Source organism: Acinetobacter sp. 5862 (assembly GCF_024494585.1).
Classification (GTDB): Bacteria; Pseudomonadota; Gammaproteobacteria; order Pseudomonadales; family Moraxellaceae; genus Acinetobacter.
Window position 1 is genome coordinate 41,761 of the sequence record NZ_JANHGP010000026.1, and the last position, 16,055, is coordinate 57,815.

The window sequence follows — 16,055 nt, forward strand, 5'->3', positions numbered from 1 at the left end:
GGCGTGTGAATTACTCTAATGCGTGAATTGAGCATAGGTTTATATAAATAATGTCTGATTTTCTGATTGATGAAGAATTACTTGCTGCAATTGATATGGGGTCGAATAGTTTCCACTTGGCGATTGCTCGTGTTGATCACGGTGAAGTGAAAAAAGTTGCTTCAATGTCAGAAAAAGTACAATTAGCAGCTGGGCTGGATGAAAATAAAAATTTAACTGAAGCTGCGCAACAGCGTGGACTTGCGTGTTTGGCTCGTTTTGTAGGTCGTTTAAGCTCTGTTCAAGCAAATCGGTTAAGAATTGTGGCGACAAATGCTTTAAGACAAGCAAAAAATGGTCATGAATTTATTCAAAAAGCAGCTGAAATTTTACCAAAACCCATTGAGATTATTGCTGGACGTGAAGAAGCACGTCTGATTTATTTAGGCGTTTCACACACGATGGCCAATGGTGGTCGACGTTTAGTGATTGATATTGGTGGTGGTTCAACAGAGTTCATCATTGGCGAAGAGTTTGAACCGCTACACACTGAATCGTTGCAAATGGGTTGTGTCGCTTACAGTAAAGCTTATTTTGCTGATGGTGAGATTTCAAGCAAGGCTTTTGATAAAGCTGTTGTCGCAGCGCGTAAAGAACTCTCTGCGATTGCAAATACCTATAAAGCAGAAGGTTGGGATACTGTTGTTGGCTCAAGTGGAACAATCAAAGCTTGTCGTCAAATTACTGTAAATCTTGGTTTGAGCGATGAACAAGAAAATTTAACTCGCGAAGGCTTATATAAGTTAAAAGATCGTTTGCTCAAATTTAAACATATTTCTGAAATTGATTTTGAAGGTCTACGTGAAGATCGACGAGCAGTTTTGCCAGCAGGTCTTGCGATTTTATATGCCATTTTTGAAGTTTTAGAGCTTGATAAATTGGCATATTCTGATGGTGCTTTACGTGAAGGCGTGATGTATGACTTACTTGGTCGCTTCAAACATGAAGATATACGTGACCGAAGTGTGCAAGCCTTAATGGGACGTTATAATGCAGACCCAAAGCAAGCGGAACGTGTCGTAAATACAGCACAACAGTTATTTGATGGCGTCGCGGATGCTTTAAATTTAACGACTGAAGACAGTGACTTACTGCGTCGTGCAGCTTATTTGCATGAAATCGGTTTAGCAATTAGCCATGGTGGCTACCATCGTCATGGTGCATATTTATTACAGCACTCCGATATTCCCGGTTTTTCACAAATTGATCAAAATCATCTATCTCATTTAGTTTCACATCATCGTCGTAAGTTACGGGCTGATGCAAAAAATGACGTTCTAAAAGTTGGTGGTAGTCATTTATTGTATCTCTGCTTGTTGCTTCGTCTCGCTGTTTTGCTGAACCATAGTCGTAGTGATCAGATGCTTCCTGCCATTGAACTGAGTGTTGTAAATGGTCAACAATGGCAACTCAGCGTTTCTGGCGATGCTAAACAATGGCCTTTATTGGTTGCTGATTTGCATGATGAGCAAGTGCAGTTTAAGAATTGGGACATTGAGTTAAATATTCAGTCAGACAATTTTGTTGATTAACAATATATCCTTGTTAGGGATTATCTACGACTTATGAAAAATAAAGCGACTCAGTCCAAGGCTTGGGCTACGGTTCAAATTGCACGACATCCTGAACGTCCGCAATTTCTAGATTATGTCAGTGAAATCTTTACTGAATTTGATGCTCTTCATGGTGACCGTTTATATGGTGACGATGGTGCTATGATTGGCGGTTTAGCTCGTTTCGATGGGCAGCCAGTGATGGTGGTTGGTCAACATCGTGGTCGCAGTACGCGTGAAAAATTACAACATAACTTCGGTATGTGTAATCCAGAAGGTTATCGTAAATCACAGCGTTTACTTGATATGGCTGAACGTTTTAATCTTCCAGTATTTACTTTTGTCGATACCATGGGAGCGTATCCTGGTGTAGGTGCTGAAGAGCGTGGTCAAGCAGAAGCGATTGCAACAAGTTTAGCGCAGCTTTCTAGTTTAAAAGTACCTGTGATTGCGACTGTACTTGGTGAAGGCGGTTCTGGCGGGGCACTTGGTATTGGTGTCGCTGACCGCGTGATTATGCTATCGCATAGTATTTACTCAGTCATTTCACCTGAAGGCTGTGCTTCGATTTTATGGAAAACAGCGGACAAAGCTGCACAAGCCAGTGAAGCGCTCGCATTAACTGCCGACAAGCTGAAAGCTTTAGGTATTGTTGAGTATGTGGTGGATGAGGGTGAGGGTGCTCACTTACAACCTGAAAAAGTCATGCATGATTTGAAAGATGTGTTAAAACAAGCCTTAAATGAATTGCAACCGATGGATGCACAAGAACGATGCGATGCACGTTATCAACGTTTAATGAAGTTTGGCAGCAGCAATTTAGGCATCGTGTCTTAGCACAAACTCAGCATTTTTCTGAACAAACTCAATTCTTAATTGGGTGCAGCGGCGGCATGGATTCCATGCTGTTGCTGTATCTGATGTCTGAACTTTTCCCCACCCGAACCCGCGCGATATATATTGATCATCAACTTCAATCGATGAGTGAAGAATGGGGCAATTTAGTACAAAAACACGCTGATGCGCTAAAGATTCCTTGTGCTTTGCAAAAAGTCTCAGTCGGGTCAGGTAATCTAGAGCAACAAGCACGAGATGCGCGCTATCAAGCTTATTGTAGACATTTAACTGAGAATGACATTTTAGTACTTGGGCATCATCAGCAAGATCAAGCGGAAACGCTGTTATTACGATTATTTTCTGGTGCAGGTGTCAATGGTTTGGCAGCGATGCAGCAAATTGATGTTCGGCAAGAGATGACCATTTGGCGACCATTTTTAGATCTGAGTCGTGAGCAAATTGAGCAATGGTCACAGCAACTGGGTTTTGATTATGTGACTGATCTCACCAATCACGATACGCACTATGATCGGGCATGGTGTCGAGAAGAGTTATGGCCTGTATTAGAAAATCGCTTCCCTAAAATGCAGTCAGCTGTGTCACGAACGAGTTATCTGATGCAAGATGCTGCAGAAATTTTAGATGATGTGCTGCAAAGTGATTGGAAATTATGTGCAACTGAGAATGAGATGGATTTAACTTGTTTGTTGGAATTATCGGATGCACGACAACGTCAATTACTGTCCGCTTGGGTAAAAGGTAAAGATCAATATCGTCCAAGCTACGATATGGTACAACGCTTACAACAAGAGGTTATTCTAGCAAAGCCAGATGCTCAGGCAATTTTACATATCAATCAACACTATTTTGTTCGCTATCAGAAAAAATTATATCGTTTAACTCACAACCAATTATATGCAGAAAAACAATCTACCATTCTGCCTACATTATTAGAGCGATATGAGATGGGTGAAACGATCAAAGTTGCGGCTGGAACGTTTAAAATCGAATCTCAAGCGATTGGATTTTCATCCCAGCTTTTAGGGCGAGAGTTAAAGCTACTGAAACGCCTAGGGGGGGAAAAAATTCATCTCTATGGTCGCGTTGGACATTGGCCACTGAAAAAAGCCATTCAAGATGCACAGATTTTGCCTTGGTTACGTCATACAATTCAAATATTGGTCGTAGATAATGTTATGCTTGGGGTTTTTAGCCCAAAGGGTTTTTGGTTGGCGCAATCTGATTATTTAGAGCAGGGCGGTTGGCAACCAAGTTTAATTTCTGACTGCAATGACTTTTTTCAGCAGTCTTTTTCATATGATGAGTAGGACATGGCGACAACATTGAATCAAAATATTTGTTTTATTGGTGGTGGTAACATGGCGCAAGCCTTGATTGGTGGGCTACTTTCTCGTGGTTTACCGACGACCCGCATTACCGTTTCTGATCCAGTTGAACAAATTCGTCACATCTTAGAAGAAAAAAATATTCAAACCACAACAGATAATGTGGACGCAATTAAAAATGCGGACGTTGTGGTATTAGCGGTTAAACCCCAAGTTTTGGCAACGGTATTACAACCATTAAAAGGTTTATTGTCAGATAAACTCGTGATCTCAATTATTGCGGGTGCCGAAATTCAAACGATTTCAGATTTAATTGGCGGTAGTCAGCGTATTGTTCGTGTCATGCCGAACACGCCAGCATTGGTACAAACGGGTGCACATGGTATTTATGCATCTGAAGCAGTAAATGCCCAAGATCGTGAATTAACCAGTCAAATTTTGGCTGCGACAGGTTTAACCATTTGGGTAGACAATGAAGCGCAAATTGATGCAGTAACAGCAGTCTCTGGTTCTGGTCCAGCCTATTTCTTTTACTTGATGGAAAGTATGATTCGTGCAGGTAAAAACTTGGGCTTAGATGAGAAAGTCGCGACGGCATTGACCCTGCAAACAGCGTTGGGTGCGGCACAAATGGCGATTACTAGCTCAAATTCTCCAACAGAATTACGTAAAAATGTGACGTCTCCAAATGGTACAACACAAGCAGCTTTAGAAGTGTTTGATCGTGCGCAGATTTCACAAAATATTCAAGCAGCGCTTGCAGCAGCTCAGAAGCGTAGCCAAGAGCTTGCACAAGAGTTGAGTGACAAGACTAAATCGGTTTAAGTAGGATAAGACAATTATGGGTGCAAGTTCTGCGCTAATTTTTGGTGTTTTGATCAATGTTGCAATTTTATTGATCTTTTTCCGTTTTTTAATGCAATTAGCGGCAGTCAGTCCATACAATCCAGTGGTCCTTTCAACCGTGAAAGCGACCAAGATTGTGGATGTTTTTAGCCGTATTTTTCCCACTTTAGGTAAGGGGCGTGTCAATTTAGCCGCAGTTGCTTTGTTGGTGGTATTGTACTTACTGAAAATTTTTGGGTTGATGTATTTGTCAGGACAAATGCCACATAGTGCGGTGTATCTTGTGATCACGACATTTGTGACGATGATCCAAGATTTAATTCGTTTCTGTCGTTATTTGATTTTTGCAACCATCATTTTGAGTTGGGTGGTGATGTTTACGCAGTCACGGTCACCTTATATTGAAGTGATTCAGGAGCTTGCAGAACCTCTACTTGCACCATTTCGTCGTCTGTTACCGAATATGGGGATGATTGATTTATCTCCAATTTTGGCTTTCTTAGCTTTATATATTGCTGAGATCTTAATGAATGAAGCGGCTAAAGTTCTTTTAACAGGTCTTTAATCTGCTTCAAAATAAAAAAGGGACTGTAGTTGATACAGTCCCTTTTTTATTTACATTATTTTAGTGAGCAGCATCCCAGTTAAGACCTTGTCCAACTTCAACCACAAATGGCACTGAAATTTCTAATACAGACTGCATCACTTCAGCAATTTGTTTTGAAAGTTCATCTGCAATAGCGACATCTGCTTCAAAGACCAATTCATCGTGAACTTGTAATAACAGCTTAGCCTGATCTTTTGGCAGGACTCTATCAACTGCAATCATGGCAAGTTTAATGATATCAGCAGCACTTCCTTGCAATGGTGCATTGATTGCTGCGCGTTCGGCTGCCTGCTTAATCATTTTATTGGTTGCCATAATGTCGGGTGTATACAGACGACGACCTAAAATAGTTTCAACAAAGCCTTGTTCACGTGCAATCTGACGGGTACGTTCCATATAGTCGAGTACGCCCGGATAGCGTTGGAAATAGCGTGCAATATAGCTACGAGATTCTTCGCGTGTAAAGCCCAGTTGACGAGTAAGCCCAAACTCAGACATTCCATAGAGTAGACCAAAGTTAACGGCTTTAGCTTGTCGACGTTGATCATGAGTGACATCTTCAATCGCAATTCCCAAGACTTCTGATGCTGTACGACGGTGTACATCTTGACCTTGTTGGAAAGCATGGACTAACGCATCATCTTGCGAAAAATGTGCCATCAAACGCAGTTCAATTTGCGAATAATCGGCTGCGAGTAATACACGACCTTCAGGTGCAATAAAGGCTTTACGAATCTGACGACCAATTGGTGTACGAATTGGAATATTTTGCAAATTTGGATCAGTGGAAGATAAACGCCCAGTTGCCGTGAGTGCTTGGTGATAACTGGTATGTACACGATGCGTTGCATCATGTGATTGCTCGATCAAGCGATCAGTATAGGTGTTTTTAAGTTTTGCTAATCCACGATGTTCTAAAATAACTTCAGCTAAAGGATGTTCGATTTTCTCTAAAATACTTTCACTGGTGCTGTATTGACCCGTGGCAGTTTTCTTACCACCTTTCAGTCCAAGCTTATCAAATAGGACTTCACCCACTTGTTTAGGTGATGCGATATTAAAGGCTTCACCTGCTAATTCAGTTGCTTGGTTTTCTAAAGTTTGAATCGTTTCAGAGAACTCAACACTGAGTTGATCCAAAAATTGATGATCCAGTTTAATTCCATCTTCTTCCATACCTGTAAGCACACGTGCTACAGGCATTTCAATGTTATGTAGAATATGAACAAGCTCAGGATGGCTTTGAAGTTTTGCTTTTAATACTTCATAAAGACGATAAGTGACATGTGCATCTTCAGCAGCATAATGTGCCGCTATTTCTAATTCAATCTGATTAAAGGTTTTTTGCTTTACGCCTTTACCTGCGATTTGTTCAAAAGTGGTGGTCAAATGGCTCAGATAAACACGTGCTACATCATCCATCCCATGACGGGTTGCCGCTGCATTGAGTACATACGAGGCAAGCATAGTATCGAAATACCAGCCTTGAATCGTGATACCGTGATTAGCAAAAATATGCGCATCATATTTTAAGTGATGACCAATTTTCTTGATTTGCTCATTTTCTAAAATTGGTTTGATCTGAGCTAATAATGTTTCACGGTTGAGTTGAACAGGCGCGCCTTCATAGTCATGTGCAACAGGTACATAGTAAGCATCATGAGCATTGAATGCGATTGAGAAGCCGACTAACTCAGCAACACGATAATCTAGATTTGTAGTTTCAGTATCAATTGCAAAATGATCAGCATGCTGCATACGTTGAAATAAAGCATCCCAAGCATCTTGGGTTAATACAGTGTGATAGGTTGCAGTTCCAAGTTGATCATCTTGACTGGAAAGGTTGGCATGATCCTCAGTGACCACCTGCTCAACTTTCTGTTCGGCTTTGACAATACTTTGAGATGTTTGTTGGTAAGCTGAATTATTTGGATTGTTGGGATGGTCTAAAGATTGTAATTGGTTACGGAATTCTAGTTCTGTATAGAGGTCACGTAATTGATCTACATTTGGATTGCTTAGTTTTAAATCATGCCAATCTAAAGCTAAATCTAGATCACAGACAATACTGGCCAGTTGATGGTCAATCTTAATATTCTCTAAATTGTCTTTAATATTTTGGCTGATTTTGCCTTTCAGTTGATCAACATTGGCAATAATATTATTTAATGAACCATATTCAGTCAGTAGTTTTGCGGCAGTTTTTGCGCCGACACCTGGCACTCCCATAATACCGTCAGAAGCATCTCCCATCAGGGTGAGATAATCAATAATTTGATTTGGATGTACCCCAAATTTTTCTAGTACCCCAGCTTCATCTAACACACGTTCTTTAAAACTATCTTCGAGTTTAACGTGTTCATTAACCAATTGTGCCATGTCTTTGTCACCTGTTGAGATCAAGACATGGTGACCTTCAGCCAATGCACGTTTAGTGAGTGTGCCAATAATATCATCAGCTTCCGCACCTGGCAGGCTATACAGAGGAATTCCTTGAGCTTTGATTAATGCATGTAGATAGGGAATTTGTTGAGATAATTCCTCAGGCATGCTTGGGCGATCACCTTTATAAATGGGTGATAATTTGTGGCGGAAAGTTGGTTCTGGTGTATCAAAAATCACAGCCATATGAGTAGGCTGAGTACGACGCATTAACTTTTGAATTGCTGAAATTGCGCCACGGATTGCGTTGGTGTGTAAACCTGTAGAGGTTGTTAATGGCGGTAAAGCGTGAAAAGCACGAAATAAAAAATAAGACCCGTCAACCAAGACAAAAGGTGGCATTATGCAAATCCTTATTATGAACTAAATGCCATTTTACGTGAAAAAGTAGTGGCTGTCCTTGTTGTCTTGTAGAGCAGTGGCAAACTGTGTCGCGTTAAATAATTGCAGTATTTTGTATGTAAAAATGGCTGCTTATCAAGTGATCAAGTAAGATAACTTAAATGAAGCTGTCATAATTGATCTAAGTCTATGTATAAAAAAAATAAACAGGGAATTATTATCGTTTTAGTTGCTTTGACTGTGCTGCTTGCTTGCGCAATTGCATTTCAATGGCATCGAGCGATTATTGCTGCAACAATTGGATTAACTGTTGTTATTGTGCACGTTATTTCAGAAATTCATCAGCGCTTACGCCAGCTAGAGCAGGCCGCGCCAAGTTTTTTTGCACAATCAGCGAATATAAATGGGCAAAAAATTATTATTTATGCTGCGGCACTCGTGGCACTTTTTGCTTACGCCAATACGTGGATGTGGTTAGCTGGCGGTGCATTATTGGTATTAATGCTATGTTTAATCCAAACGATCAGTGCATTTCAAACTCGACTGACTCATTTAGAACAATATGCAAATGTAGAGACTGACATTGAGGCTTTAGCTCAGCAAAAGATCAACGCCCAAAATATTGAACGGTATCTTGATGAAGCCAAGAAGACAGAAACTCAGACACCAGTTTTTGAACAACATCCTGCGTGGATGAAAGCTGATTATCAGGCGATACCAAATCAAAATAGTCAGTCAGCTGTTGATTTTGAGCATCAAGCAACAACTCAAACAGTATCATGGTGGCAACCTGCACTTGATTGGATGATGCATGGCAATCCAATTTTACGCGTTGCAGTTGCAATATTAATGGTTGGCGTGGTGTTACTGTTACGCTTTGCTAGCGAGCATTGGCAATTGAGCTTGGGGGTAAAACTGAGTTTTATTGCTGTTGCTGGTGTTATCACGACCATTGCAGGTTATTTACTACAAAAGAAAAACCAATTATTTGCTGTAGCTTTACAAGGCGTGGGTTTAGCAGTCGTTTTTTTGACCTTGATTTTCTCGCATCATTTCGCCGTGATTGCTAGCTTAAGTACAGCGAGTATTTTATTTGTAATTCTATTATTAGCGACGGTCTATCTTAGTTTAAAACAGCAAGCCTTGTATTTAGCGATGTTAGCTTTGAGCATGGCATATCTTGCACCACTGGTGATTCCACAAAATCATCCTGACGTGATTTTCTTATTTGGCTATTACTTTGTAATTAATTTAGCTGTTGCTGCCGTTAATTTTATTCAGCCATGGAAAATTTTGCATCAAATCGCATTTTTTGCCACCATGTTTATTGGTGGCGCAACGATTGGAATCTATGCAAAAACATATCAGTTTGACACCTTGGATATGATCTTATGGCTGCATATTGCTTTATTTATTTGGTTAAGCATTCGCTATAGCCAACTAATGTTACGGACACAAACTCAAGATACAAGCATCGATCAGACAATTCCTCAAAGTCGTCAACGTCTACAGCCTATCTTAGATGTTGGGCTTATTTTTAGTGTTCCTGTACTTGGTTTTTCCCTGCATGCATATTTAATGCATAACTCGACTCAAGCATTAACATGGGGAGCTGTTGCATTAGCCATTGTGTATATCGCATTAAATCTATGGATTAAACGTCGGCATCCACAATTATCTATCTTGGCAAAAAGTTTCTTTATTCTTGCAGTGGTTTTTACTGCATTAATTTTTCCATTGGCTAAAGGGGCACATTGGACTTCAACGGGTTGGGTGATTCAAGGTACAGCATTAATTGTCTGGGGAGTAACTGAACGTTATCGTTTAAGTCGTTATATGGGTGTTGTATTGGTGCTGTTAAGTTCAGTAGCACTCATTTTCCAAGTTTGGTCAAATGACCACTTTCCGATACTCAGTACAGTCATCTATGCAATCGCTCAGTTTATTTCAGCTTACTATTTATTAAATTATCAACAAGTTGAAAAATACTTTAGTGCTCGAATGCTCAGTGGAATTTTTTTAGCATTGGGGATGTATGCAGGTGCAGTCGCTGGCGTTGAGTTGATGCAGTGGCGGCAATATGGACTGAGTTCTTATTTAGCGATTGCGGTAGTGTTGATGGCTGGGTTTAGCCTTGCTGTTCATTTAAAATCACAATTACAGTGGGGAAATGTGCAACTGATTCTATTGGGTGGCCTGTTATTGTTGCTCTATGGGGAAAGCTTCGCTGCAAATGTGTACTCTGTCTGGCATTGGCCGAATGGTTTAAGCCAGTTCAGCTTTGCCGTAGCTTCGGTTGTATTGGCGATCATGCTGATGACCTTAAAATTCACTTCTTCAAAAGCATATCTGGCGATTTGGTCTACCTTGCTTTGGTTGAGTCTGGCAAGTGTTGGTTTAGCTATTTTCCCTGTGATGCCAATCCTTGCACTTGCCATCGCTCCTATCATCTACGGTATTTGGTTATTTCAAACGAATAGGACACAGTTACTGCATCAGCTTCCCGTCTGGTGCCTGACCCTGTTGTGGCTAGTGCTGGTCAGTCTGGATGCCTATTCTGCTGAGCAATATTATTTTTTACCGTTGCTGAACTTCACGGATATTCTATCCTTGCTGATGTTTATGGGGATGATCTGGATTATTTATCATCACGATTTTAGCGTTGAGCAATCCGTAGAATGGGGCTTTAAAGTTACCACCATTTTAATTGGTTTATTGGTGTTGAGCAGCGTGGTGGTTCGTGCCATGCATCATTATCTGGGTACGCCATTGTGGGGATTGGACATTTGGTCAAATGGTGATGTGCAACTCAGCCTGACTTTATTATGGGTGATTCTGGCATTTATCCTGATGACTTTTTCCAGTCGCCGTCATATCCGCCAAATCTGGTTTGTGGGTGCTGCGTTGTTGGGTATTGTGGTGGCTAAATTATTACTGCTGGACTTATCGCAAAGCGGTACATTGACACGCGTGATCTCATTTATTGGTTCGGGTGCGGTCATGCTGGTGATTGCCTATCTTGCACCGCTACCACCTGCGCTTGAGGAAAATCAGAAAGAGGGTTAATCAACTCTCTTTCTGCTCTTTTTTAAGTTCTTTCTGATGGGCATATTGATCAAGCTCATCATCATCAAGTGGGATAGGTCGGTCAATCAAGCCCATTTTAGGTACAGGAATCTCAATTTGATTTTCTAAGAAACCATTGCGTACACGTTCTTGCATTTCATCGCGAACTTTCAATGCATTTTCCTGTCTACACCATACCGCAAAGAGAAGTTCAATCGATGACTCCCTAAATGCTGTTACAGTAACGGTTGCTTTCGGATCATCCATGACCAAAGGATATTTAGCGGCAACATCTAAAAGTACTTGTCGTACTTTGATAATGTCTTCATGGAAATTGATCGCCAATGTAATTGGAATACGCCGTATTGGATATTTTGATAAATTCATGACGGGTGTTCGAATCAATTGTTCGTTTGGTAGGCGAATATACACATTATCTAGTGTCAGCAATTTAACTGAGAGGAGGTCAATTGAAATGACTTGTCCTTCAATAGTTTGTCCGCGAATTAAGGTAATCTGAATCGTATCACCAACTTCAAATGAACCTTCGCCGATCAAAAATAAACCACTGATCAAGTTGGTTGCTGATGTCTGTGATGCAAAACCTAAAGCAACGGTCAGAATCCCTGCCGCACCCAAGAACACGCTGAGTTTAAATCCAGCTTCTCTTAAGCTGGTCATAATAAATAACAGGAAAATAAAATAAAAAATCCCTCGACGCCATAGTAAGCGTTGATGGGCATTAAAACGATTTCCAATTGTACGGATGAAGGCATTCGATACTAGTCTTGCGATTACAAAACCAATAAACGCTAAAATAATCGCAACAACGATTTCGCTTAAACGTTCGAAGTTAATATTGGTGAAAATACTGGCGAGACTGCTAGCAACATCCTTTGGAATATTCGAATCAGGCATAGCAACCTCTTAAAAAAATGAATCAAACATATTGAATAATGTACTTCCAGGCGCACGAGGAGGATGTACATAGATAACCTCACCCGCTTGAGTTGGGGTTTTATTCTCAATCCGAATACGTGCTGGATGATCCGTACCTTCATAATAGACTTTGATTTGGGAAGTCCATAAACGACCTGTACTTTCACTATAGAAAAGGGGGAGAGCAGGAACAGGAACATTCATACGATCAAAGCGTAATTGGTGTTGGCTAGTATTGTGGAATTCAATTGGAGTGACTGCGCGAAAAGCACGTGGTTTTAATAGATTTAAATCTGTGCGGCCATCTACAGAGGTCGCGTAACAAATCTCTCCGTGCTGAGGATCTTTACCGAACCATGTGTCTTTCGGTTGGATCACAGGAATATCAAATAGAGGTTCATTGAGTCCATCCACTAAACCTGCAATCCATAGTGGTGTACTAATATATAAAGTTCCACGTTGTCCAGCAGGAATATAAATCGGATCAACGGGTTTAATCACCACAGAGCGATCTGCTAAACGGGGCATTAAGTGAAAAGTACTATGGGTGTTATGGAACATATAACGTTCGATCTTTGCAGGTTGTGGCATTGCAAAAATCGTGTCATTCAAGACATGCCATTGCTGTTCGTAATCATGTTGAGATTGAGGGCGATGATATTCCAAGCGCCATTCTTTAATGCCACGTGTCAGACGAAATAATAATGAACCAAATTGCCAAGCTTTGGCTTGTTGAATTTCAAATTGTTGTTCGCCCCACCATTTCAATTCGTTGGCATGTGGAGCTTGATATTGATTATTTTGAGACAAGATGCAAAATTCCTGTGTGAGTATGCTAAACAGACTTCACGCTGTAATCTGCTTAGAGTACACTCACTGTTTTCTTTTATCATTATTTGTGTGATGCAAATACTTAAACAAATACAAATTCCTTATAGTTTTGCTAAACGACATGGCGTTTTATTACGTTATGAAGGTGATCAAATTTTTATTGTGCGACGGAAGGACACCGCGCGTATTGCTTTGCAGGAAGCACGTCGAATTTTGGGTAAATCGGCTCACGATCAATTATGTACTGATCAAGAGTTCCATGCTCTATTGAGTTCGAGTTATGCAGGGGATACAGGTGAGTCACAACAAGTGGCTGCGGGTCTAGAAGATCATCCAGATTTATTAAGTTTGGCAGACCAAGTGCCTGAAGCTGAAGACTTGATGGATCAAGAGGATGATGCGCCAATTGTTCGCTTAATTAATGCCTTATTGTCTGAAGCGATTCGTGTCAGCGCATCTGATATTCATATTGAAGCGTTTGAGAAAAAACTTTCGGTACGTTTACGTGTCGATGGTCAACTGCGTGAAATTGTACAGCCACGCCGTGAGCTTGCGCCATTATTGGTATCACGTATTAAAGTCATGGCGAAACTGGATATTACTGAAAAGCGTGTTCCACAAGATGGGCGTATTTCATTACGTTTAGCGGGACGTGAAGTGGATGTGCGTGTATCGACTTTACCGTCTTCGCATGGTGAACGAGTGGTAATGCGTTTACTAGACAAGCAAGCTGGGCGTTTAAATATGACTCATCTTGGTTTAATGAAAAATGACTATGAACGTTTAACGCAATTGGTACATCGACCACATGGCATTATTTTAGTTACAGGTCCTACAGGTTCGGGTAAAACCACAACTTTATATGCTGCATTGTCTGATCTTAATGACAATACACGTAATATTTTGACTGCCGAAGATCCGATTGAATATCAATTGGAAGGGATTGGTCAAACCCAGGTCAATACTAAAGTCGATATGACCTTTGCACGTGCATTAAAAGCGATGCTACGCCAAGATCCAGATGTGGTGATGGTGGGGGAGATTCGTGATCTTGAAACTGCTGAAATTGCGGTACAAGCATCTTTAACAGGGCACTTAGTCTTATCAACGCTGCATACCAATACAGCAATTGGTGCGGTAACACGTTTAAAAGATATGGGGATCGAACCATTCTTGTTGGCAAGTTCTTTGATAGGTGTCATTGCACAACGTCTTGTTCGTACCTTGTGTCCACATTGCGTGACTTGGCGAAAAGCAGATGATTTTGAGCGACAAGTGTTCCAACATCTCAAAGTTGATGAATATATGCAGTTGCCTGAACCGCATGGTTGTGAGCAATGCTCTCATGTCGGCTTTAGTGGCAGAACTGCAATTTATGAAATTGTCCCTGTCGATGAACCATTACGCCGTCTGATTCATGGTAATGCTGCTGAATATGAACTGGAAAACCATGCACGCCGTTACGCAGGCTCAATTCGTGATGATGGTTTATTGAAAGTGTTAGCTGGTAAAACCACACTGGAAGAAGTATTGCGGGTGACCAACCAGAGTGAAGAAGTCTAATTTTATAAATTAAGATAATTTAAATTGGTCAGCAAATGCTGACCAATTTATTTTTTTGGTGGTGTTTCAAAAAGTATGCTGAAACAAAGCAGGTTGAATTTTGATAAAATAGAGAAATGCGAATAACTCTAGAAATCAAATGTCCAACCTGCCTCGGTGACAGTATAAAGAAAAATGGCATCAAAGTAGATGGGAAACAAAACTATCAGTGCAAAGACTGTAAACGTCAGTTTATTGGTGACCATGCTCTGAGCTATCTAGGATGTAATTCAGGCATTACTCGAAAAATATTACAGTTGATGGTCAGAGGTAGTGGTATACGAGATATCGCTGAAGTTGAGCGAATCAGTATCGGTAAAGTTTTACGTACTTTAACCGAATCGACCTACCAAATTCAGCCTAAACAAAGTCATTATGAGTCTCTTGAAGTTGATGAGTTTTGGACTTTTGTGGGAAATAAAAATAATAAACAATGGCTTATTTACGCCGACCATCGAGAAACAGGTGAGATTGTTGCTTATGTTTGGGGTAAAAGAGACTTAGCTACAGTTCAACGATTGAAGACAAAGCTTAAACAATTAGGTATTCACTACACCCGAATTGCAAGTGATCATTGGGACAGTTTCATAACTACTAGGACTTACGCATTGACAGATTCAAAAAAGTATTAAAATGCTTTATAAAGTATCTGTGATCAGACGAATTAAACATGCTTCTACGGCAACTTGTACTCTACCCATTTATATGGGCTTTCTCATGACAGAACCGAACTCTATTAGCTGCACACAACTTGCCGAGACTTATAACATCTCGCATGATAGTGTAAATCGCTTTCTAGAGCGTGAAGACTACACACCTCACGACCTATATCAAGAAGCAATTCAACATATTGATAATAATAAACTTATAGTCAGTATTGATGATACTGTTTTAGATAAACCGTATAGTCAGCATATGGACTTAGTTAGCTATTTTTGGTCAGGCAAACACCACCGATCCGTCAAGGGTATTAATCTCATTACCTTGTATGCGACAGATCAAAATGGTCAAAATATTCCAATTAATTTCCGAATTTATGACAAATCTGAAAGTAAAACCAAGAATGATTACTTTATGGATATGTTAAGTGAAGTACTCAGTTGGGGTGCAAAGATTCAATTTATTACAGGTGATAGTTGGTATTCATCGACTGGAAATCTAAAAACCATAAGAAAATATGGTATTCGATTTATGTTTGGTATCGACTGTAACCGTAAGGTTTCCCCAGAAAAAGGACAATGGTTTCAACTGCGTTTATTGCCAGATTTTCATCAGGGTCAAGTGGTCTGGCTCAAAGATTTTGGCTTTGTACAATTATTTAAGACTCAGTTAAAAGAACAGCAGAGGTTTTATATTGTGCATCAAGATGAAGATGATTTATTGTCCTTTGAGGGTTTTCATGAATTACATTCAAGTCATTGGAAAATAGAGCAATATCACCGAGTGATTAAACAGGTTTGTCATATTGAAAAGTTTCAAGTAAGACGATCTAAACTGATTTTGAATCATATTTTTGCAGCCTTGATGGCCTACGTCGAGATACAAAAGAACCAGTTTGAGCGGATCTTTGAAAATGTATATCGTTGGCAGAAGAAATTATTTAGA

11 protein-coding genes and 1 pseudogene are annotated in these 16,055 nt (G+C 40.3%); 9 read left to right on the top strand and 3 right to left on the bottom strand.

Annotated features, from left to right (window positions below; all coding sequences use genetic code 11):
* The first annotated feature begins 50 nt into the window (after window positions 1-50).
* Genes ppx through NO346_RS05065 form a run of 5 tightly spaced genes read left to right on the top strand, consistent with a single transcriptional unit; the run spans window position 51 to window position 5,186 of the window.
* On the top strand, window positions 51-1,571 hold the full coding sequence (gene ppx / locus NO346_RS05045; protein WP_087545629.1) for an exopolyphosphatase: 1,521 nt from the start codon (window positions 51-53) through the stop codon (window positions 1,569-1,571).
* A gap of 33 nt (window positions 1,572-1,604) precedes the next feature.
* Window positions 1,605-2,429, top strand: a complete 825-nt coding sequence (locus NO346_RS05050) for an acetyl-CoA carboxylase carboxyltransferase subunit alpha (RefSeq protein WP_256414461.1) — start codon at window positions 1,605-1,607, stop codon at window positions 2,427-2,429.
* Window positions 2,366-3,757, top strand: coding sequence for a tRNA lysidine(34) synthetase TilS (gene tilS / locus NO346_RS05055; protein ID WP_256414462.1), 1,392 nt, complete (start codon window positions 2,366-2,368; stop codon window positions 3,755-3,757). Before NO346_RS05050 ends, tilS begins: the two co-directional genes overlap by 64 nt.
* 3 nt (window positions 3,758-3,760) lie before the next feature.
* Window positions 3,761-4,600, top strand: a complete 840-nt coding sequence (gene proC / locus NO346_RS05060; protein WP_005164417.1) for a pyrroline-5-carboxylate reductase — start codon at window positions 3,761-3,763, stop codon at window positions 4,598-4,600.
* A gap of 16 nt (window positions 4,601-4,616) precedes the next feature.
* Window positions 4,617-5,186, top strand: a complete 570-nt coding sequence (locus NO346_RS05065) for a YggT family protein (RefSeq protein ID WP_005164419.1) — start codon at window positions 4,617-4,619, stop codon at window positions 5,184-5,186.
* 60 nt (window positions 5,187-5,246) lie between these two features.
* On the opposite strand, the gene polA is transcribed toward NO346_RS05065, so the two are convergent.
* A complete protein-coding gene (gene polA / locus NO346_RS05070; protein WP_256414464.1) occupies window positions 5,247-8,012 on the bottom strand; it encodes a DNA polymerase I in 2,766 nt (921 codons plus the stop codon).
* A 189-nt stretch (window positions 8,013-8,201) separates the two neighbouring features.
* Here polA and NO346_RS05075 point away from each other — a divergent pair, with 189 nt between their 5' ends.
* Complete coding sequence (locus tag NO346_RS05075) at window positions 8,202-11,078, top strand: DUF2339 domain-containing protein (protein WP_256414465.1); 2,877 nt, start codon at window positions 8,202-8,204, stop codon at window positions 11,076-11,078.
* Here NO346_RS05075 and NO346_RS05080 read toward each other — a convergent pair whose 3' ends face one another.
* Together NO346_RS05080 and NO346_RS05085 are read right to left on the bottom strand one after the other, a co-directional pair.
* Window positions 11,079-11,996: a mechanosensitive ion channel family protein gene (locus tag NO346_RS05080; protein WP_256414466.1), complete on the bottom strand. Its 918-nt coding sequence runs from the start codon at window positions 11,994-11,996 to the stop codon at window positions 11,079-11,081.
* A 9-nt stretch (window positions 11,997-12,005) separates the two neighbouring features.
* Window positions 12,006-12,827 (bottom strand): hypothetical protein, encoded by an 822-nt coding sequence (locus NO346_RS05085; RefSeq protein WP_256414467.1) that lies wholly within the window; start codon window positions 12,825-12,827, stop codon window positions 12,006-12,008.
* A gap of 93 nt (window positions 12,828-12,920) precedes the next feature.
* On the opposite strand from NO346_RS05085, the gene gspE reads away from it, so the two are divergent.
* From gspE to NO346_RS05100, 3 genes and pseudogenes are all read left to right on the top strand, one after another.
* Entirely contained in the window at window positions 12,921-14,411 is a 1,491-nt protein-coding gene (gene gspE, locus NO346_RS05090) for a type II secretion system ATPase GspE (RefSeq protein WP_256414468.1), read from the top strand.
* A 116-nt stretch (window positions 14,412-14,527) separates the two neighbouring features.
* Window positions 14,528-15,043: pseudogene (locus NO346_RS05095) on the top strand (IS1 family transposase); the annotation flags it as partial.
* A gap of 58 nt (window positions 15,044-15,101) precedes the next feature.
* Window positions 15,102-16,055 (top strand): IS701-like element ISAba11 family transposase (locus tag NO346_RS05100; protein ID WP_256414469.1); only part of this gene is annotated, 954 nt, incomplete at its 3' end.